Source organism: Aeromicrobium halocynthiae, assembly GCF_039531385.1.
Lineage (GTDB): Bacteria > Actinomycetota > Actinomycetes > Propionibacteriales > Nocardioidaceae > Aeromicrobium > Aeromicrobium halocynthiae.
Genome location: NZ_BAAAPY010000008.1, coordinates 1 through 17,720, shown reverse-complemented (window position 1 = coordinate 17,720; position 17,720 = coordinate 1). Strand labels below are relative to the sequence as shown.

Annotated in this window: 17 protein-coding genes, 1 tRNA gene and 1 pseudogene; 10 read left to right on the top strand and 9 right to left on the bottom strand. The window is 72.0% G+C overall.

Going from position 1 to position 17,720, the window contains the following annotated elements; genetic code table 11:
- The first annotated feature begins 40 nt into the window (after window positions 1-40).
- A complete protein-coding gene (locus tag ABD213_RS11270; RefSeq protein WP_425546056.1) occupies window positions 41-718 on the top strand; it encodes a Crp/Fnr family transcriptional regulator in 678 nt (225 codons plus the stop codon).
- Between the two features lie 16 nt (window positions 719-734).
- Here ABD213_RS11270 and ABD213_RS11265 read toward each other — a convergent pair whose 3' ends face one another.
- From ABD213_RS11265 to sp36, 4 genes are read right to left on the bottom strand one after another with little or no spacing between them, the layout of a single operon-like run.
- Window positions 735-1,484 (bottom strand): MBL fold metallo-hydrolase, encoded by a 750-nt coding sequence (locus ABD213_RS11265; RefSeq protein ID WP_344328381.1) that lies wholly within the window; start codon window positions 1,482-1,484, stop codon window positions 735-737.
- The gene (locus tag ABD213_RS11260) at window positions 1,484-2,296 is read right to left on the bottom strand and encodes an NUDIX hydrolase (RefSeq protein WP_344328377.1); all 813 of its coding nucleotides are present in this window, start codon (window positions 2,294-2,296) and stop codon (window positions 1,484-1,486) included. The genes ABD213_RS11265 and ABD213_RS11260 overlap by 1 nt, the downstream gene beginning before the upstream one ends.
- Window positions 2,296-2,751: a RidA family protein gene (locus tag ABD213_RS11255; protein ID WP_344328374.1), complete on the bottom strand. Its 456-nt coding sequence runs from the start codon at window positions 2,749-2,751 to the stop codon at window positions 2,296-2,298. The genes ABD213_RS11260 and ABD213_RS11255 overlap by 1 nt, the downstream gene beginning before the upstream one ends.
- Window positions 2,748-2,906, bottom strand: coding sequence for a Sp36 family protein (gene sp36, locus ABD213_RS11250; protein ID WP_344328370.1), 159 nt, complete (start codon window positions 2,904-2,906; stop codon window positions 2,748-2,750). The genes ABD213_RS11255 and sp36 overlap by 4 nt, the downstream gene beginning before the upstream one ends.
- Before the next feature lie 93 nt (window positions 2,907-2,999).
- Here sp36 and bagA point away from each other — a divergent pair, with 93 nt between their 5' ends.
- Window positions 3,000-3,968, top strand: a complete 969-nt coding sequence (gene bagA, locus ABD213_RS11245; protein WP_344328367.1) for an ATPase BagA — start codon at window positions 3,000-3,002, stop codon at window positions 3,966-3,968.
- Complete coding sequence (bagB, locus tag ABD213_RS11240; RefSeq protein WP_344328364.1) at window positions 3,968-5,200, top strand: ArsA family ATPase; 1,233 nt, start codon at window positions 3,968-3,970, stop codon at window positions 5,198-5,200. Before bagA ends, bagB begins: the two co-directional genes overlap by 1 nt.
- 28 nt (window positions 5,201-5,228) lie before the next feature.
- On the opposite strand, the gene ABD213_RS11235 is transcribed toward bagB, so the two are convergent.
- Complete coding sequence (locus ABD213_RS11235) at window positions 5,229-5,486, bottom strand: WhiB family transcriptional regulator (RefSeq protein ID WP_344328361.1); 258 nt, start codon at window positions 5,484-5,486, stop codon at window positions 5,229-5,231.
- 186 nt (window positions 5,487-5,672) lie between these two features.
- Between ABD213_RS11235 and ABD213_RS11230 the strand changes: the two genes are divergently transcribed.
- The 6 genes from ABD213_RS11230 to ABD213_RS11205 all read left to right on the top strand — a co-directional run bounded on the left by ABD213_RS11230 (window position 5,673) and on the right by ABD213_RS11205 (window position 13,044).
- Complete coding sequence (locus ABD213_RS11230; protein WP_344328357.1) at window positions 5,673-7,895, top strand: transglycosylase domain-containing protein; 2,223 nt, start codon at window positions 5,673-5,675, stop codon at window positions 7,893-7,895.
- A gap of 43 nt (window positions 7,896-7,938) precedes the next feature.
- On the top strand, window positions 7,939-8,865 hold the full coding sequence (locus ABD213_RS11225; protein WP_344328353.1) for a metallophosphoesterase: 927 nt from the start codon (window positions 7,939-7,941) through the stop codon (window positions 8,863-8,865).
- An 11-nt stretch (window positions 8,866-8,876) separates the two neighbouring features.
- A tRNA-Pro gene (locus ABD213_RS11220) sits at window positions 8,877-8,950 on the top strand.
- 173 nt (window positions 8,951-9,123) lie between these two features.
- On the top strand, window positions 9,124-10,245 hold the full coding sequence (locus ABD213_RS11215) for an EAL domain-containing protein (protein ID WP_344328740.1): 1,122 nt from the start codon (window positions 9,124-9,126) through the stop codon (window positions 10,243-10,245).
- Between the two features lie 73 nt (window positions 10,246-10,318).
- Entirely contained in the window at window positions 10,319-11,065 is a 747-nt protein-coding gene (locus ABD213_RS11210; RefSeq protein ID WP_344328351.1) for a hypothetical protein, read from the top strand.
- On the top strand, window positions 11,062-13,044 hold the full coding sequence (locus ABD213_RS11205; protein WP_344328348.1) for an acetoacetate--CoA ligase: 1,983 nt from the start codon (window positions 11,062-11,064) through the stop codon (window positions 13,042-13,044). The genes ABD213_RS11210 and ABD213_RS11205 overlap by 4 nt, the downstream gene beginning before the upstream one ends.
- 81 nt (window positions 13,045-13,125) lie before the next feature.
- Here the strand turns inward: ABD213_RS11205 and ABD213_RS11200 are convergent, their stop codons facing one another.
- From ABD213_RS11200 to recR, 4 genes are all read right to left on the bottom strand, one after another.
- The gene (locus tag ABD213_RS11200; protein WP_344328346.1) at window positions 13,126-14,178 is read right to left on the bottom strand and encodes an aspartate-semialdehyde dehydrogenase; all 1,053 of its coding nucleotides are present in this window, start codon (window positions 14,176-14,178) and stop codon (window positions 13,126-13,128) included.
- Complete coding sequence (locus ABD213_RS11195; RefSeq protein ID WP_344328344.1) at window positions 14,175-15,452, bottom strand: aspartate kinase; 1,278 nt, start codon at window positions 15,450-15,452, stop codon at window positions 14,175-14,177. Before ABD213_RS11195 ends, ABD213_RS11200 begins: the two co-directional genes overlap by 4 nt.
- A gap of 179 nt (window positions 15,453-15,631) precedes the next feature.
- Window positions 15,632-16,537 carry a M23 family metallopeptidase gene (locus tag ABD213_RS11190; RefSeq protein ID WP_344328342.1) on the bottom strand — a complete coding sequence of 302 codons (906 nt, stop codon included), beginning with the start codon at window positions 16,535-16,537 and terminating at the stop codon, window positions 15,632-15,634.
- Between the two features lie 13 nt (window positions 16,538-16,550).
- Window positions 16,551-17,150, bottom strand: coding sequence for a recombination mediator RecR (gene recR, locus ABD213_RS11185; protein ID WP_344328338.1), 600 nt, complete (start codon window positions 17,148-17,150; stop codon window positions 16,551-16,553).
- A 293-nt stretch (window positions 17,151-17,443) separates the two neighbouring features.
- Between recR and ABD213_RS11180 the strand changes: the two are divergent.
- Window positions 17,444-17,720 (top strand): annotated as a pseudogene (locus tag ABD213_RS11180) (HNH endonuclease signature motif containing protein); the annotation flags it as partial.

Below are 17,720 nucleotides of genomic sequence, written 5' to 3'. Positions count from 1 at the left end.
AGTCCAGACTGTGACTCATCTGACAACCCGAAGGATGCTTGTGACTGACGACGTTCTGCGCCGTGCGCCCCTGTTCTCGGGCCTCGACGACGAAGCTGCCGGCGCGCTCGACGCGTCGATGACCCCGTTGACGCTGCGCCGCGGCGAGGTGCTGTTCAACGAGGGCGACGACGGCAACCAGCTCTACGTCGTCACCGACGGCAAGATCAAGCTGGGCCGCACGTCGCCCGACGGCCGCGAGAACCTGCTGGCGATCCTCGGCCCGAGCCAGATGTTCGGCGAGCTCTCGTTCTTCGACCCCGGACCGCGCTCGGCCACGGCCACGGCGGTCACCGACGTCGACGTCCGCAGCCTCGGCCACGAGGCGCTGAGCCCCGTCCTGCGCGAGCACCCCGACGTCGCGATGGCCCTGCTGAACCAGCTGGCCGGTCGACTGCGGCGCACCAACGAGGTCGTGGGTGACCTCGTCTTCTCCGACGTCCCGGGCCGTGTCGCCAAGGCACTGCTCGACCTCGCCTCCCGCTTCGGCCGCAAGGCCGACGACGGCGTGCACGTCAACCACGACCTCACCCAGGAGGAGCTCGCCCAGCTGGTCGGCGCCTCTCGCGAGACCGTCAACAAGGCGCTGGCCGACTTCGCCTCGCGCGGCTGGCTGCGGCTGGAGCCCCGCAGCGTCGTGATCCTCGACCTCGAGCGCCTCCAGCGCCGCGCTCGCTGAGCCCGGCGGCGGTCCGTCAGGACCGCAGGTGCTCGATCTGCGCGCGCACGCTCAGCTCGGCGGCGTCCCACAGGACGGGGTCGACGTCGGCGTAGACCCGCTCGACGACCTGCCGCGCGGTCGTGTCGCCGGCGGCCAGGGCGGCCCGGACCTGGTCCAGGCGCTCGTGACGGTGGTCGATGTAGCCGTCGACGACGGCCAGGGCCTGCTCGACGACGGGTCCGTGCCCGGGCAGGATGCGCTCGACGCACCCCTCCTCCACGAGCTCGCGGATCCGGGCGAGGGAGTCCAGGTAGGGCCCGAGCACGCCGTCCGGGTGGGCGACGACCGTCGTGCCGCGGCCGAGGATCGTGTCGCCGCTGAGCAGCGTCGGCTCGTCGACGAGTCGGAAGCACGTGGAGTCGCGCGTGTGCCCGGGGGTGGCCACCACCTCCAGGCGCAGCCCGTCGACGTCGATGACCTCGCCGTCGGCGAGCGGGGCGCCGTCACGGCAGAACTCCGGATCGGTGGCACGCGCCGGGACACCGGCGATCTCGTCGAGGGCCTCGGTGTGGTCGGCGTGGCGGTGGGTGAACAGCACCAGGGCGATCTCACCGGCCGCGTCCCGCACCCGGTCGAGGTGCTCGGCCTGCGCCGGGCCCGGGTCGACGACGACGGAGCGGACGGCGCCGGGCTCGCGCAGGATCCACGTGTTGGTGCCGTCCAGCGTCATGATGCCGGGGTTGTCGGCGCGGACGAGGCGGACGCGCTCGCTGACGGTCTCCATCAGGTCTCCTCGATCGGGTTCTCCAGGAACAGCTCCCCGTCGACCTCGACCAGCCGGGGCTCGATCGGTTCGATGACGCGGTCCGCCGCCACGTCGTGGAGCCGGTGGACCTCGACGGTCGCGAGCTCGCGGCACGTCACCAGGGTCGGGGGCAGCATCGCGGCCCGTCCCTCCTCGACGGCCTGCACGGCGTCGGCGAGTCCCACCCAGTGCGCGCGGTCGGCCTCGCCGGGCAGGGAGCCGACGCGCTGTCCCTCGGGCGCGACGGCGACGAAGAAGCGGGTGTCGTAGCGCTTCGGCTCGAAGGCCGGGGTGATCCAGTGGGCCCACGCGCTCAGCAGGTCGGCGCGCAGGACCAGCCCACGCTCGGCCAGGAGGTCGGCCAGGCTCAGCGCGCCCGCCTCCAGCGCCAGCCGGGCGTCCTGCGCCCACGGCTGGGACACGTCGGAGGCGACGGCGTGCGCGTCCGGGCCGGCCAGCAGGATGCCGGACTCCTCGAACGTCTCGCGCACCGCGGCGACGACGAGCGCCCGCGCCATCTCGGGGGTGCAGCCGAGCCGGTGCGCCCAGGTGGCGGCGTCCGGTCCGACCCATCCGATCTCGTCGGCGTCGGACTCCTGGACGGCACCGCCGGGGAAGACGTACTGTCCCGCGGCGAAGGCCATGCGCGGCTGGCGGCGGAGGAGGTACGTCTGCGGTCCCGCGGCTCCGGGACGGACCAGTGCGATGGTGGCGGCGTCGCGAGGCGTCACCGGCGAGCCGGACCGCGCTGCAGCGCTCTCGGCGAGGGACGGCGGGACCGGGATGCGCATCAGGCCAGCTCGACGACGATCTCGACCTCGACCGGGGCGTCGAGGGGCAGGACGGGCACGCCGACGGCACTGCGCGCGTGGCGCCCGGCCTCGCCGAACGCGGAGCCGAGCAGCTCGCTGGCGCCGTTGGCGACGACCGGCTGGCCGGAGAAGTCCGGCGTGCTCGCGACGAACACCGTGGCCTTGACGACCCGTGTCACGGAGTCGAGGTCGGCGACCGACCCGACCGCGGCGATGGCGTTGAGCGCGCACTGGCGAGCGCACTCCTGCGCCTCCTCCGCCGACACCTCGCCGCCGACCTTGCCGACGAAGAGGAGCTCACCGCCGACCAACGGCAGCTGCCCGGCGGTGAAGACGTGCTGTCCGGAGCGGACGGCCGGCACGTAGTCGGCCACCGGCGCGACGACGTCGGGCACGGCGAGGCCGAGGTCCGCGAGCCGCGCCGCGACGCTCACGACGCGACCGGCCGCTTGAAGTAGGCGACGAGGTTCTCCGGGTTCATCCCCGGGACGATCTGCACGAGCTCCCACCCGTCGGACCCGAAGTTGTCGAGGATCTGCTTGGTGGCGTGGACGAGGACCGGTGCGGTCAGGTACTCCCATTGCTGCATGGACCGAGCCTAGGGCATGCCGGCGGTCGGCCCGCGGGTGTGAGCCGGGCCGCGTCCTCGGCGAGGGCGCGGATTGGTCGCTACGTTGAGGCCATGACGCGAACGGAGCTGCACATCGTCAGCGGCAAGGGCGGCACGGGCAAGACGACCGTCGCGGCCGCACTCGCGATCGCCCTCGCCTCCGGTGGGCGCAAGGTCCTGCTGTGCGAGGTCGAGGGACGCCAAGGCATCGCCCGTCTGCTCGACGTCGACCCGCTGCCGTACGAGGAGCGTCGCGTCAGCGTCGGTCTGGACGGTGGCGAGGTGTACGCGCTCGCCATCGACCCCGAGTCCGCGCTGCTGGAGTACCTGCAGATGTTCTACCGCCTCGGCCGCGCCGGGCGCGCGCTCGACCGCTTCGGGGTCATCGACTTCGCCACCACGATCGCCCCCGGCGTCCGCGACGTGCTGCTGACCGGCAAGGTCTACGAGGCGGCGGGCCGCGACGGGCAGGACGGCTATGACGCCATCGTCATGGACGCGCCCCCGACCGGTCGCATCGCACGCTTCCTGAACGTCAACTCCGAGGTCGCCGGGCTCGCGAAGGCCGGCCCCATCCGCCGCCAGGCCGACTCCATCATGGAGATGATGCGGGCCCCGACCACCCGGGTCCACCTCGTCTCGGTGCTGGAGGAGATGCCCGTGCAGGAGACCCTGGACGGCATCGCCGAGCTCAGGGACACCGGTCTGCCCGTCGGGCACGTGATCCTCAACCTGGTGCGCTCCGACCTCGTCTCGGCGGGCACCGCGACCGCGCTCGCGGACGGCAGCCTCGACGCCGACGCCGTCGCGTCCGCGCTCCGATCGGTGTCGGTGCCCGCCGACGCAGCACCGGCTCTCGTGGTGGGGGGGCGCGAGCAGGTCGAGCGCCAGCAGCTGCAGGCCGACCAGCGAGCCGTCATCGCCGGCTCGGACCGTCCGATCATCGAGCTGCCCTACCTCCCCGACGGCATCGACCTGGGGTCACTGTTCGACCTCGCCCGCTCCTTGCGCGAGGACCTGCTCGAGGCGGGTGCTGCCTGATGGCCGGCAAGCCGACGACGACGCCCGGCGGACGCCGTCCGGGCCGCTCGCGCAACCGTGGTGGCGCGATCGCCACGACCTTCGACGTCGACGCCCTCCTCGGCGACACCCGGACGCAGATCATCGTCTGCTGCGGCTCCGGGGGCGTCGGCAAGACCACGACGTCGGCGGCGCTGGCCCTGCGTGCGGCGGAGTCGGGCCGCCGCGTCTGCGTGCTGACGATCGACCCGGCCCGGCGCCTCGCCCAGTCCATGGGGCTGACCGAGCTCGACAACACGCCGCGCCCGGTCGAGGGCATCGACACTTCCGCCGGTGGCTCGCTCGACGCCATGATGCTCGACATGAAGCGCACCTTCGACGAGGTCGTGGAGTCGCACGCGTCGCCGGAGAAGGCCCGTCAGGTCCTGGAGAACCCGTTCTACATCGCCCTGTCCAGCTCCTTCGCCGGCACGCAGGAGTACATGGCGATGGAGAAGCTCAGCCAGCTGCACGCGGAGTCCGTGAAGGGGTCGGTCGAGGGCACGCGCCGCTACGACCTCATCGTCGTCGACACACCGCCGTCGCGCTCGGCGCTGGACTTCCTCGACGCGCCGGAACGGCTCTCCTCGCTGCTCGACGGTCGCTTCATCAAGCTGCTCCTCGCCCCCGCCAAGGGCCCGGCGCGCCTGTTCAGCGCGGGCTTCGGTGTCGTCACCAGTGCGCTCAACAAGATCCTGGGGGCTCGCGTCCTCAGCGACGTCCAGACGTTCGTGGCCGCCTTCGACACGCTCTTCGGCGGGTTCCGCCAGCGCGCCGAGGAGACCTACGCGCTCCTGCAGGACCGCGGGAACGCCTTCGTGGTCATCGCCGCGCCCGAGCCGGACGCCATGCGCGAGGCGGCCTACTTCACCGAGCGGCTCGCAGCCGAGGACATGCCCCTGGCCGGACTGGTCGTCAACCGGGTCCACGAGGTGACGGCACCCGAGGCCGGCGGCGCGAACCTCACCGGCTCCGACGCGGAGTCCGCGGCGCGCAGGCTGCGACGCTCCGACGCCGAGCACGCCGAGGCCACGGCGGAGCTGCTCGACGTGCACGCGGCCCGTGCCCGCGTCGCGGCGCGCGAGGACGCCCTGCGTCGCCAGTTCGCGTCGTCGCACCCCGGCGTCGACTCGGTCGCCGTGCCGGCGCTGCCGACCGACGTGCACGACCTCGACGGCCTGCGTCGCGTGGGCGAGCTGCTCGCGCGACGCTGACCGGACCGACCCGTGGGCCGGGCCGGTCTCAGGCCGGCTGGAGGACGGCGCGCCAGGTGGCCACGTTCGGGCGCTTGCGCAGCAACGCGCGTCGCTCCCGCTCCGTCATGCCGCCCCAGACGCCCCACTCGATGCGGTTGTCCAGAGCCTCTGCGAGGCACTCGGCCCGGACGGAGCACCCGCCACAGACCTGCTTCGCGCGATTCTGCTCGGCGCCCTTGACGAACAGATCGTCCGACGTGCCGAGACATGCGGACTGAGCCGCCCAGTTGTCGTTCCACCCCATGGTCGAACCTCCCGAGAATCCGGCCCCGAGGCCGGAGGTGTTCTTGATGGCTCAAACATAAGAATCCGTTGAGATGCGCGGCAGACTCCGTGCGGATCAAATCGTCCTAGTCCCAACGAGCCACCCCGAGGAACCGCCGGGCGCGCGCGGTCGTCCGACGTGGGACGCGCCACGTACGCTGTCCCCATGTCCTGGGACGCCCTGACCGGCCGCGCGCGCCGCCTTGCCGAGACCGAGACCGAGCACGGCTCCCGCGCGTCGATCGTCGGCACCATGGTGATCATGGCCGCCGGCCTCGGGGTGCTGGCCGCCGCCGTCCTCGTCCCGACCACCGCCTTCCTGGCGGCCACCGCCACCGACATCAGCGACGACGTCATGTCCCTGCCGATGACCCTGGAGGACAAGCCGAACCCGCAGACCACCCGCCTCGTGGCCGCCGACGGCAGCCTGCTGGCGTACTTCTACCAGGAGAACCGCCAGGACGTCCCGCTGGAGGAGATCTCCGACAACGCCAAGGACGCGATCATCGCGATCGAGGACACCCGGTTCTACGAGCACGGGGCGCTCGACCTCCAGGGCACCCTGCGAGCGCTCGTCAACAACGCCGCCGGCGGTCGCACCCAGGGCGGCTCCACGCTCACGCAGCAGCTCGTCAAGCTGACCCTGGTCCAGCAGGCCACGACGCCCGAGCAGGTGCGCGCGGCCATCGAGACCTCCCCGGCGCGCAAGATCCGCGAGCTCAAGCTCGCCATCGACCTCGAGGAGCGGCTGTCGAAGGACGAGATCCTCGAGCGCTACCTCAACATCGCCTACTTCGGCGACGGGGCCTACGGCATCTCCGCCGCGGCACGGCACTACTTCTCGGTCTCCCACGAGGACCTCGACGTTCGCCAGGCAGCCACGCTCGCCGGCCTGGTGCAGAACCCCGACGAGTTCAACCCTCGCGTCTTCCCCGAGCGCGCGCTGCAGCGGCGCAACATCGTGCTCTCGGTCATGGCCCGCGACGGCATGCTCGACCGCGAGACCGCCGACACGCTGATCGACGCCGAGCTCGGGCTCGAGCTCACGCAGTTCCCCAACGGCTGCGTGGAGTCCGTCGCCGCCTTCTCCTGCGACTACATCCGCCAGTTCCTGCTCAACGACGAGAGCCTCGGCGAGACCGTCGACGATCGTCGCGCCGCGCTCGAGCGCGGCGGGTTGACGATCCGCTCCACGATCGACCTGCGGATGCAGGAGGCCGCCAACGCCGCCGTGCGCAACCGAGTGGACCAGCGCGACCGCGCCATCGGCTCCCTGGCGATGATCGAGCCCGGCACGGGCAACGTCCTGGGCGTCGCGCAGTCCCGGCCCATGGGTACGAACGCCCGTGCCGGCGAGACCTTCCTCAACTTCTCCGTGCCGCCCGAGCTCGGGCAGTCCGGTGGGTTCCAGGCCGGCTCGACGTTCAAGATCTTCACCACCGTCGCCGCCCTCAAGGAGGGCATCGACGTCGGTCGCACGTACAACTCCCCGCAGGATCTCACCGTGCCGGCCGGGACGTTCTTCACGTGCGACGGGGGCGGCACCAGCGAGTGGGAGGTCAAGAACTCGACCGGCTCGGGCTCGTTCAACATGTACACCGGGCTGCGCCAGTCCGTGAACACCTACTTCGCAGCACTGCAGCGCGAGGTCGGGTTGTGCGAGACGGTGCGCGCTGCCGAGGACATGGGCATCCGTGTGCCCGACCGCGACCAGGTCGGTCCGTTCACCCTGGGCGTCACCTCGGTCAGCACCCTCGACATGGCGAACGCGTACGCCACGGCCGGCTCCGGCGGGGTCTACTGCGAGCCGCGCCCCGTCGCCGAGATCGTCGACGTCAACGGCGACGTCGTCACGGAGTACCCCCGCAACTGCAAGCGCGTCATGGAACGGCGCGTCGCCGCCCAGGTCAACGACATCCTGCGCGGCGTGCAGCAGCCGGGCGGCTTCGGCTTCAACAACGGAACGGGCCTGAACGTCGACTCCGCCGCCAAGACCGGTACCACCAACTCCAGCCAGGCCGTCTGGTACGTCGGCTACACCCCCGAGATCGCGACGGCCTCGATGATCGCCGGCGCGAACCGCCGTGGCGAGCCGCAGGGCCTCGTGGGCGTGACGTTGCGTGGGCAGGGCGTCTCCTTCGCCCAGGCCGGCGGTAGCTCCCTGTCCGGTCCGATGTGGGCCGACGCGATGCGCGTCATCCAGACCTACCTGCGGGGCGAGCGCTTCGAGGACCCGCCGCGACGTCAGCCGGCACCGCCGCGTGCCGCGGCTCCCGCCCAAGGGGGCGGCGACCAGGGAGGCAACGACCGCGCCGGCGACAACCGCGGTGGCGGTGGTGGCGGCAACGGACGCGGACGCGGAGGCGGACGCGGCGGCGATGACGACTGACCGCCGCTCGCACGGGTCCGGACGCGGTGCATAGGCTGGTCCGGTGAGACCAGCGATCGCCGTCCCCCTCGCGGCTGCCACGGCCGGCGTCACCGGCCTCGCCTACGCCGTCGCCGAGACACGATGGTTCGCGCTGCGGCGCGTCACCGTGCCGGTGCTGGAACCCGGCTCGGCCGACCTGCGGGTCCTGCACCTGTCCGACGCCCACATGCGTCCCGGTCAGCGGCGCAAGCAGGACTGGGTGCGGGGTCTGGCCGAGCTGGAGCCGGACCTCGTCGTCAACACCGGCGACAACCTGTCCCACGCCGACGCGAACGACGCCGTCCTCGACGCCTACGGTGAGCTGCTGGAGCGCCCAGGCGTGTTCGTGTTCGGGTCGAACGACTACTTCGCCCCGATCGCGAAGAACCCGGTCAAGTACCTCACCGGAGGCACGGGATCCAGCGCCGGGGGGTCGTGGGAGCGTCCGGCCACCTTGCCGTTCGAGGAGCTGCGCCGCTCGTTCACCGACCGCGGGTGGCTCGACCTCAACAACGCGCGCGGCGAGCTCGAGGTCGCGGGCCGACGTCTCGCCTTCGTGGGCGTCGACGACCCCCACCTGGAGTACGACCGCCTCGACGACGTACCGGCCGACCGCTCCGCGGACCTCGCGATCGGGGTGGCCCATGCGCCGTACCTGCGGGTCCTGGACCGCTGGAACGCCTCGGGTTACCCGTTGATCCTCGCGGGCCACACCCACGGCGGCCAGCTGCGCCTGCCCTTCGCGGGAGCCCTCGTCACGAACTGCGACCTCGACCGGGCCCGCGCTCGTGGTCTCCACACCCACCAGGTGGACGGCCACGACCCGTCGTGGTTGCACGTGTCCGCCGGGCTCGGCACGTCCCCGTTCACCCCGGTGCGCTTCGCCTGCCGCCCCGAGGCCACGCTGCTCACCCTCACTGGGGTAGACTCCTCGAGGTCGTCCGCTTGACGCGGATGCCGCGGGGTGTGGCGCAGCTTGGTAGCGCGCATCGTTCGGGACGATGAGGCCGCAGGTTCAAATCCTGTCACCCCGACGTCGTGATGTCGCTGGACATCCAGACCGGTCCGGATCCACCGAGGTGGGTCCGGACCGTCGTCGTCCCGGCCGCTGTCGCAGCTGCGCGGCTCACTCGTGCCGACGTGGTCACCTGGCCCTACACTCTCGTCGACGGCACGTGATCATCGCCCAGGAGGCCTCGCAGTGAGCATGCTCGAGTCGGGCGCACGGACGGCAGCGGCCGCGATGGTCGACATCGTCCGCCGTGAGCTGGGCCTCGAGGTGGCGTTCATCAGCGAGATCGAGGGGGACCAGCGATCCTTCCGCGCCCTCGCGACCGAGGTCGACCTGCCGATCGAGGTCGGCTCCAGCGAGCCCTACGAGGGCACGTACTGCCAGATGATCACGAGCGGGCAGCTCGACGAGGTCGTCCCGGACACCGCCGCCGACCCCCTCACCGAGCACGCCTTCCACACCTCCCACCTCGGGATCGGGGCGTACCTGGGCGTCCCGATGCATCGCAGCTCCGGTGAGGTGTTCGGGACCCTCTGCGCCTTCTCCCGGACCGCACGTCCGGAGCTGTCCACGGCCGAGGCGGAGGTCCTCCGCGCCACGGGCGTGCTGATCATGCGACTCGTCGAGGCCGAGGAGGCGGTGGACCACCGGCTCGCCGACCTCGACAAGGCCGTCGACGACGCCCTCGACGACGCCGCCATCGACCTGCTCCCCGTGTGCGACGTCAAGGACGGCACCGTGGTCTCCCACGAGGCCGTCGCACGGTTCGCCGACGGACGGTCGTTCCGCGACCGACTCCGCGAGGCGCGGGAGGTCGGCCGGGGGGTCGAGCTGGAGCTCACGGTGCTCGCGCGCACGCTGGCGGCCGTCCAGGAGATCACCGTGCCGCTCGTCAGCGTCAGCCTCTCGGCCGACGCGATGAGGGACCCCGCCTTCCAGGCGATCATCGCCGCCGTGCCGCCGGGACGACTGATGATCCGCTTCGACGTGGACGACGTCGTCCAGGACTACGAGGAGCTCGTCGCACTCCTGCAACCGCTGCGCCGCCTGGGAGCGTGCGTGGCCGTGGACCGCGTCGGGGAGGGGTCGGCGGACCTGCGCCACATCCTGATGCTCGCCCCCGACTCCCTGCGCATCGACCCCGCCGTGACCACCGGCCTCGGGGACGATCCGGGTCGTCGCATGCTGGTCGAGTCGATCGCGACGTTGGCGGCGAACGTCGACGCCGACTGTGTCGCGCTCGGCGTCACGTCGGATGCCGATCTCGGCTGGATGGACGAGCTCGGCGTCTCCCACGTCGTGCGCCCGCTCGTCTGACCCACCGCGCCGGGTGCTCGGAGCTCTCGCCCGACCCACTGGCTCGCTCCGTGGCCTGTGACACACTGTCGTCGTGAGCGAGCAGGACGAGCAGACGACCCCACCGGGACAGCCCCGGGTCGTCAAGAAGGTCGTCAAGCGCACCGTGGTGCGCCCACCGTCGGCCTCCGCGTCACGGACGTCCCAGCCGATGGGATCGCTGCGCACGACGCCCCCGGCCGACGACGCGGGCACGGCCACCACCGGCGATGCGCCGCTGCGCTCGCGTCGGCCGTCGATCGACCTCGGTGCGCTGCGGCGCACCGGCCGCTCCCTCGGCGAGCGCGGAGGAAGCGGGATCTCCGCCGTCGGGTCGGCCGTGCGGGGTGTCGGCTCGGCCACCGGCCAACGCCTCTCCGACGCCTTCTGGGACGTCCGCACCTACCGGCTCCCACCGCAGCCTACCGTCCGAGCCGCGGTCGTCGTGGGTCTGCTGCTCGGTGGGTTCTCCCTGCTCGTCGGGTGGGGTTCGGCCCAGCTGTTCACCGAGCTGCGCGGCACGTCCGCCGGCGGGGGCCTGTGGGGGGGACTCGTGGTGCTCGCCCTGGCGCTGTTCAGCGGCTGGCTCGGAGCCCGCCTGCTGCGCGCCGCGTCCGTCGAGCACGCCGGGGGGATCTCCGGGCTGGCCGTGCTGCTCGTGCTGACCGCCGTGCTGATGTTCTTCGTCGACCTCGCCGCAGGAGGGTGGGCGTTGCTGATCATGCCGACCCTGGGCGCCGTCGCCTACGCCGGCGCCGCTGTGCTGATCGGCCTCGCAGCGCAGGACACGCAGACGGCGTGAGCGAGATCCTCTGGAGTCCCCCGCCCGGGGGTTCCTCGCAGCTGGCCCGGTTCGCCGAGCACGCCGCCGCACGCGGGGCCCCGGCCGCGGACGACTACGCGGCCCTGTGGGCGTGGTCGGTGCGCGACCTCGACGTCTTCTGGTCCGCGGTGTGGGACCACCTCGCCCTCCCCCACGACGGTCACGGGTCCCCCGCGCTCGCGCACGAGGCGATGCCCGGTGCCGTGTGGTTCCCGCACGTGTCGCTGAACTACGCCGAGGCCATGCTGCGGATGCCCGGCCGCGCCCACGACGACGTCGTCGTCGTGGCCCGGTCGCAGACCCGCGACGAGGTCCGCCTCACCGCCGCCGAGCTGCGCGACGCGGTGGCCCGGGCCCGCGCCGGCCTGGAGCGTCACGGCATCGGCCGCGGTGACCGCGTCGCCGCGTACGCGCCGAACGCGCCCGAGACGCTCGTGCTCATGCTGGCCACCGCGAGCCTCGGCGCCGTCTTCAGCTCCTGCGCACCCGAGTTCGGCGTCCAGAGCGTCGTCGACCGGTGGCAGCAGACCGAGCCGCGCCTCCTGCTGGCCGTCGACGGCTACCGGTACGGCACCAAGGACGTCGACCGCCGCGAGCAGGTCGCCGAGATCGTCGCAGCGCTGCCGAGCGTCGAGACGCTGGTCTGGCTGCCGTACCTGGACCCCGCCGCGCCTCCTCCGACGAGCCCCGGGCCGGACGGCGCCGTGGGCTGGGACGACCTGCTCGCCGAACCCGCGCCCCTGACGTTCGAGCGCGTGCCCTTCGACCACCCGCTCTACGTGCTGTACTCCTCGGGGACGACCGGCCTGCCCAAGCCGATCGTGCACGGGCACGGCGGGATCACGCTCGAGCACCTCAAGAGCCTCTCGCTCCACCACGACCTCGGCCCCGACGACACGTTCTTCTGGTTCTCCACGACCGGCTGGATGATGTGGAACCTGCTCGTCTCCGGCCTCGGCACCGGGGCCACGATCGTGCTCGTCGACGGCAACCCCGCGCACCCGGACCTCGGCGCGCTGTGGCGGATGGTCGAGGAGCTCGCCATCACCTCCTTCGGCACGAGTGCGCCGTTCCTGCTGCAGTGCCGCAAGGAAGGACTCGTGCCCCGCGAGGTCGCCGACCTCTCCCGGCTGAGGGCGGTCGGGTCCACCGGCGCACCGCTGCCGGCGGAGGGCTTCCGCTGGGTCTACGAGGCGGTCGGCGACGACGTCCACCTGCAGTCGGTCTCCGGCGGCACCGACGTGTGCGCGGCGTTCGTCGGCGCGGCCCCGACGGTGCCCGTGTACGCCGGCGAGATCTCCTGCCGTGCGCTCGGTGCCGCGGTCGACGCGTACGACGAGGACGGGCGCAGCGTCGTCGGGAGCCTCGGGGAGCTGGTGGTGACGCGACCGATGCCCTCCATGCCGGTGGGCTTCTGGGGCGACGACGACGGCTCGCGCTACCGCGCCGCGTACTTCGAGGACATCGAGGGCGTGTGGCGCCACGGCGACTGGATCACCATCACCGAGCGCGGCAGCTGCGTGATCACCGGTCGCAGCGACGCGACCCTCAACCGCGGCGGCGTACGACTGGGCACGAGCGAGTTCTACGCCGTCGTCGAGTCCCTCCCCCAGGTGACCGACAGCCTCGTGGTGCACCTGGAGGACGACACCGCCGACGCCGACGCGAGCGGGGCCGGGACGCTCGTCCTGCTCGTCGTCCTCGCCGAGGGCGCCGATCCCGACCAGGTGCGCGCCGACGTCGCGGCCGCGCTGCGCTCGCGGCTCTCCCCCCGCCACGTGCCCGACGAGCTGCACGTCGTCCGGGTACTGCCGCGGACGCTGTCGGGCAAGAAGCTCGAGGTCCCCGTGAAGAAGATCCTGCAGGGCGTCCCCGCCGACATGGCCGCCACCCGGGGCGCCCTGGCCGACCCCTCCGCCCTGGACGAGGTCACCGCCGTGGCGCGACGCCGCGCCTGAGCCGTCCTCCCGGCGCAGGGACCGGCGTCGTGCGCACGCACGCGGTGGCCGTCGGCACGACGGTCACCGGGGCATCGGGCCTCAGCCGAGGAGCAGCTCGGCGATCTGCACCGTGTTGAGCGCAGCGCCCTTGCGCAGGTTGTCACCGCTGACGAAGAGCACGAGGCCCTTGCCGTCGGGGGCGGACTGGTCGGCGCGGATCCGTCCGACGAGGCTGGGGTCGGCGCCGGCGGCCTGCAGCGGCGTGGGGACGTCGGCGAGCTGGACGCCGGGGGCCCCGCCGAGGATCTCGGTCGCCTGCTCCGGCGAGAGGTCCCGCTCGAACTCGGCGTGGATGCTCAACGAGTGCCCGGTGAACACGGGGACCCGGACGCAGGTGCCCGCGACCCTCAGCTCCGGGATCTCGAGGATCTTGCGCGACTCGTTGCGGAGCTTCTGCTCCTCGTCGGTCTCGTTGCTGCCGTCGTCGACGACGCTGCCGGCCATCGGCAGCACGTTGAACGCGATGGGCGCGACGTAGACGTCGGGGGCGGGGAAGGTGACGGCGCCTCCGTCGTAGGCGAGCTCGTCGGCCTTCTCGACGACCGCCCGCGCCTGACCGTGCAGCTCGCGCACGCCGGCCACGCCGGAGCCGGAGACGGCCTGGTAGGAGGCGACGACGAGCCGGACCAGCCCGGCGGCGTCGTGCAGGGGCTTCAGCACCGGCATGGCGGCCATGGTCGTGCAGTTGGGGTTGGCGATGATGCCGCGCCCGCCCGGACCGTCGCCGGCGGGGATGGCCCCGGGGTTCACCTCGCTCACGACGAGCGGGATGGCCGGGTCCTTGCGGAACGCCGAGCTGTTGTCGACGACCGTGACGCCGGCGTCGGCGAAGCGCTGGGCGTGGGCACGCGACGTGGTGGCGCCGGCGGAGAACAGCGCGATGTCCAGGCCGGTCGGGTCGGCCGTCTCGGCATCCTCGACCGTGATCTCGCGTCCCGCGAACGGCAGGACGGTGCCTGCCGAGCGGGCGGAGGCGAAGAACCGGACGTCGTCGGCGGGGAAGTTCCGCTCCTCGAGGATCTGGCGCATGGCGACGCCCACCTGTCCGGTGGCGCCGACGATGCCGATGCTGGCCGAGCGTGCGCCGCTCATCGGCCGGTCCCCCCGTAGACGACGGCCTCGACCTCGTCGGTGCCGAGGTCGAAGGCCTCGTGGGCGGCACGGACGGCCTGCTCGACCTGGTTCTCGGCGACGACGACCGAGATGCGGATCTCGGAGGTGGAGATCATCGCGATGTTGACGCCCGCGTCGGCCAGCGCCTGGAAGAAGGTGGCCGTGATGCCGGGCGCCGAGCGCATGCCCGCGCCGACGATGGAGACCTTGCCCACCCCGTCGTCGTACTGCAGGCGCTCGAACCCGACCTCGTCCTTGAGCCGCGCCAGTGCGGTCATCGCCGTCTGGCCGTCGGCGCGTGGCAGCGTGAAGGAGATGTCCGTGAGCGCCGTGGCCGCGGCGGACACGTTCTGCACGATCATGTCGATGTTGATCTGCGCGTCGCCCAGCGCTCGCAGGATCGCCGCGGCGTAGCCGACCTTGTCGGGCACGCCGACGACGGTGATCTTGGCCTCGGAGCGGTCGTGGGCGACGCCGGAGATGATGGCAGCTTCCATGGTGGGGTCCTTCGTGACCTGGTCGGCGGGCAGGACCCACGTGCCGGGCCTGTCGGAGAACGACGACCGGACGTGGATGGGGATGTCGTTGCGCCGCGCGTACTCGACGCAGCGCAGGTGCAGGATCTTGGCGCCGTTGGCGGCCATCTCCAGCGTCTCCTCGTAGGAGATCTGGGGGACGTGACGGGCGTCGTGGACGATGCGGGGGTCGGCGGTGAAGATGCCGTCGACGTCGGTGTAGATCTCGCACACGTCGGCCTTGAGCGCCGCGGCGAGAGCGACGGCGGTCGTGTCGGAGCCGCCGCGACCGAGGGTGGTGATGTCCTTGGTCGTCTGCGAGACACCCTGGAAGCCCGCGACGATCGCGATGGAGCCCTCCGCGAGGGCCACCTCGATGCGGCCGGGGGTGACGTCGATGATCTTGGCCCTGCCGTGCTCGGCGTCGGTGATGACGCCGGCCTGGGAGCCGGTGAACGAGCGGGCCTGGGCGCCGAGGTTGCCGATCGCCATGGCGAGGACCGCCATGGAGATCCGCTCGCCGGCGGTGAGCAGCATGTCGAGCTCGCGAGCCGGCGGGAGCGGAGAGACCTCGTTGGCGAGGTCGATGAGGTCGTCGGTCGTGTCGCCCATGGCGGAGACGACCACGACGACGTCGTGGCCGGCCTTCTTGGTGGCGACGATGCGCTGGGCGACCCTCTTGACGCTGGTGGCGTCGGCGACGGAGGAGCCGCCGTACTTCTGCACGACAATGCCCACGGAACTGTCCTCGGTTGAGCGGGGTGGTGTGGTGGGAGCTCGGGCGACGCTGACCGGGCAACGCCGACCATCCTACCGGCCCGGGCGCGGGGGCCTCCACCGTCGTCCCTGCCGTGGGACCACGAGATCTCGCCGAACAGGGGCCCCATCAGTCGTGCAGGCCCCGGCCCTCGCCGTCGTCAGGTCGAATCGTGCGCGACGACGAAGATCTCGCCGTTGCGGGGCATGGTGGGGACCGCGGAGTCGGCCGGGTCCTTGGCGTACGCCTCGAGCTGGGCGTCCAGCTCGCCGGTGGGCTCGATGTCGGACCAGGTCATGACGATGCCGGCCGCGGCGTCGACGGCGACGCGGTCCATGAGCTGGACGTGCAGGTGCGGCATCGACGTGTTCCCGGTGTTGCCCACCTCCCCCAGTCGCTGACCGACCTCCACGCTCTCCCCGACGGCGACCACCGCCGAACCCCGCCTCAGGTGGGCGTAGGCGGCGAAGGTGCCGTCGCCGTGGTCGACGACGACGTGGTTGCCGAGCACCCTGGCGCTGCCGCCCATCTCCCGGACGAAGCCCTCGATCGTCAGCATGAACAGCAACGCCTGCCACGTGTTGCGTGCCCTGTGGTCGCGCTGGCCGTCGCGGACGCGGACGACGGTGCCGGCCGCCATCGAGCGGATCGGCTCGCCGTAGCAGGCGTAGTCCTGGGGACGGTTGCCGCGCAGACCCCACCGGACGAGGGCGGGTGCCGTGTCGTCGGCGGGCGAGCACAGGTCGACTGCGCCCAGCTGGCCGCGGGTCCGGGTGCCGTGGCTCGGCACCTTCTGCCCGGGACTGTTCATCGCCACCCAGCGGCCGCGGACCGGCGCCGCGAGCGTCACGGGTCCCTCGTCCTCAGCCCGTGGCGCCACGGCGACCAGACCCATGAGGACCACGAACACCGCGACGACGACCGGTATCGCGGCCGACCCGCCAGGTGGGCCGAGGTTCGACACCCCCGGCAGCAGTGCAGTACCGACGTCCGCCACGATCACGAGCACGACCAGCGCCAGGCAGACGTCCCACAGGGGGCGGAGGGCGGCGAAGCGTCGCGTCACGGGCGCGTCGTGGTCAGCCGGCGATGGACGTGCGGCCCTCGAAGGCCCGGCCGAGGGTGAGCTCGTCGGCGTACTCGAGGTCCGCGCCGACAGGCAGGCCGCTGGCCAGCTTGCTGACCTTCAGACCGAGCGTGGAGAGCATGCGGATCAGGTAGGTGGCGGTGGCCTCGCCCTCGAGGTTCGGGTCGGTGGCGATGATGACCTCCGTGACCGTGCCGTCCTGCAGGCGGCCGAGGAGCTCGCGGATGCGCAGCTGGTCCGGGCCGATGCCCGCGATCGGGCTGATGGCCCCACCGAGCACGTGGTAGCGGCCGCGGAACTCGCGCGTGCGCTCGATGGCGATGATGTCCTTGCTCTCCTCGACGACGCAGATGATGCTGTCGTCGCGGCGAGCGTCGGTGCAGATGCGGCACTGGACGTCGACCGTGACGTTGCCGCACACCTCGCAGAAGTGCACCTTGCTCTTGACCTCGACCATCACCGCAGCGAAGCGCTTCACGTCATCAGGGTCGGCGTCGAGCAGGTGGAACGCGATCCGCTGGGCGCTCTTGGGCCCGATCCCGGGCAGCTGCCCGAGCTCGTCGATGAGGTCCTGGATCACGCCGTCGTACACGGACCCAGGGTAGTCGCCTCGTCGAGGCGGACACCTCCGACGCGCAGCGGGGTCGGTGGCGACATGCGCGACCGCCGATCGTTCGGCGAACGTCCGGAGCGGGGCGGCGCGACGGGGACGTGCTCGCGAGGGACGATGGTCACGAGGGGGCGCCGGTGCCGTCCCGCCTCATCTGCCTGATCGAAGTGACAGCGATCAAGGCGGTGAAGCCTCCGACCGCGGGTTCGGGACCATGCCGGCCTGCCGAAATCGTGGCCTCGAACACTGTCAGAAGTAGAGTATATGTTTGATTCATGGACACCGAGTCGGCTCCCGGCACCGCGTCGCTGGACGCGTTGGCGCGGGCGCAGGCGATGTCGGAGGCGGCGTCGCTCATGGGAATGGTGCGGCACCGGGACATCGAGCAGGCACGGATCGACGCTGATCCCTCTCCCATCAAGCGACTGCTGGAGCGGGGGATGATCTCGCTGGAGATCGGGCAGGCCATGGGTCTGTCGGAGCAGCAGGTCAACGCCCGTCTGGCGATGGCGGATCGGATGATCGAACGGGCACCTGGCTGTTGGGCGGCGT

Bases quoted from the DNA above. Each gene is read 5' to 3' on its own strand.
- bagB (WP_344328364.1), top strand. From the start codon at position 3,968: ATGGCCGGCAAGCCGACGACGACGCCCGGCGGACGCCGTCCGGGCCGC.
- sp36 (WP_344328370.1), bottom strand. From the start codon at position 2,906: ATGCAGCAATGGGAGTACCTGACCGCACCGGTCCTCGTCCACGCCACC.
- ABD213_RS11230 (WP_344328357.1), top strand. From the start codon at position 5,673: ATGTCCTGGGACGCCCTGACCGGCCGCGCGCGCCGCCTTGCCGAGACC.
- ABD213_RS11200 (WP_344328346.1), bottom strand. From the start codon at position 14,178: ATGAGCGGCGCACGCTCGGCCAGCATCGGCATCGTCGGCGCCACCGGA.
- ABD213_RS11265 (WP_344328381.1), bottom strand. From the start codon at position 1,484: ATGGAGACCGTCAGCGAGCGCGTCCGCCTCGTCCGCGCCGACAACCCC.
- ABD213_RS11215 (WP_344328740.1), top strand. From the start codon at position 9,124: ATGCTCGAGTCGGGCGCACGGACGGCAGCGGCCGCGATGGTCGACATC.
- bagA (WP_344328367.1), top strand. From the start codon at position 3,000: ATGACGCGAACGGAGCTGCACATCGTCAGCGGCAAGGGCGGCACGGGC.
- ABD213_RS11235 (WP_344328361.1), bottom strand. From the start codon at position 5,486: ATGGGGTGGAACGACAACTGGGCGGCTCAGTCCGCATGTCTCGGCACG.
- ABD213_RS11260 (WP_344328377.1), bottom strand. From the start codon at position 2,296: ATGCGCATCCCGGTCCCGCCGTCCCTCGCCGAGAGCGCTGCAGCGCGG.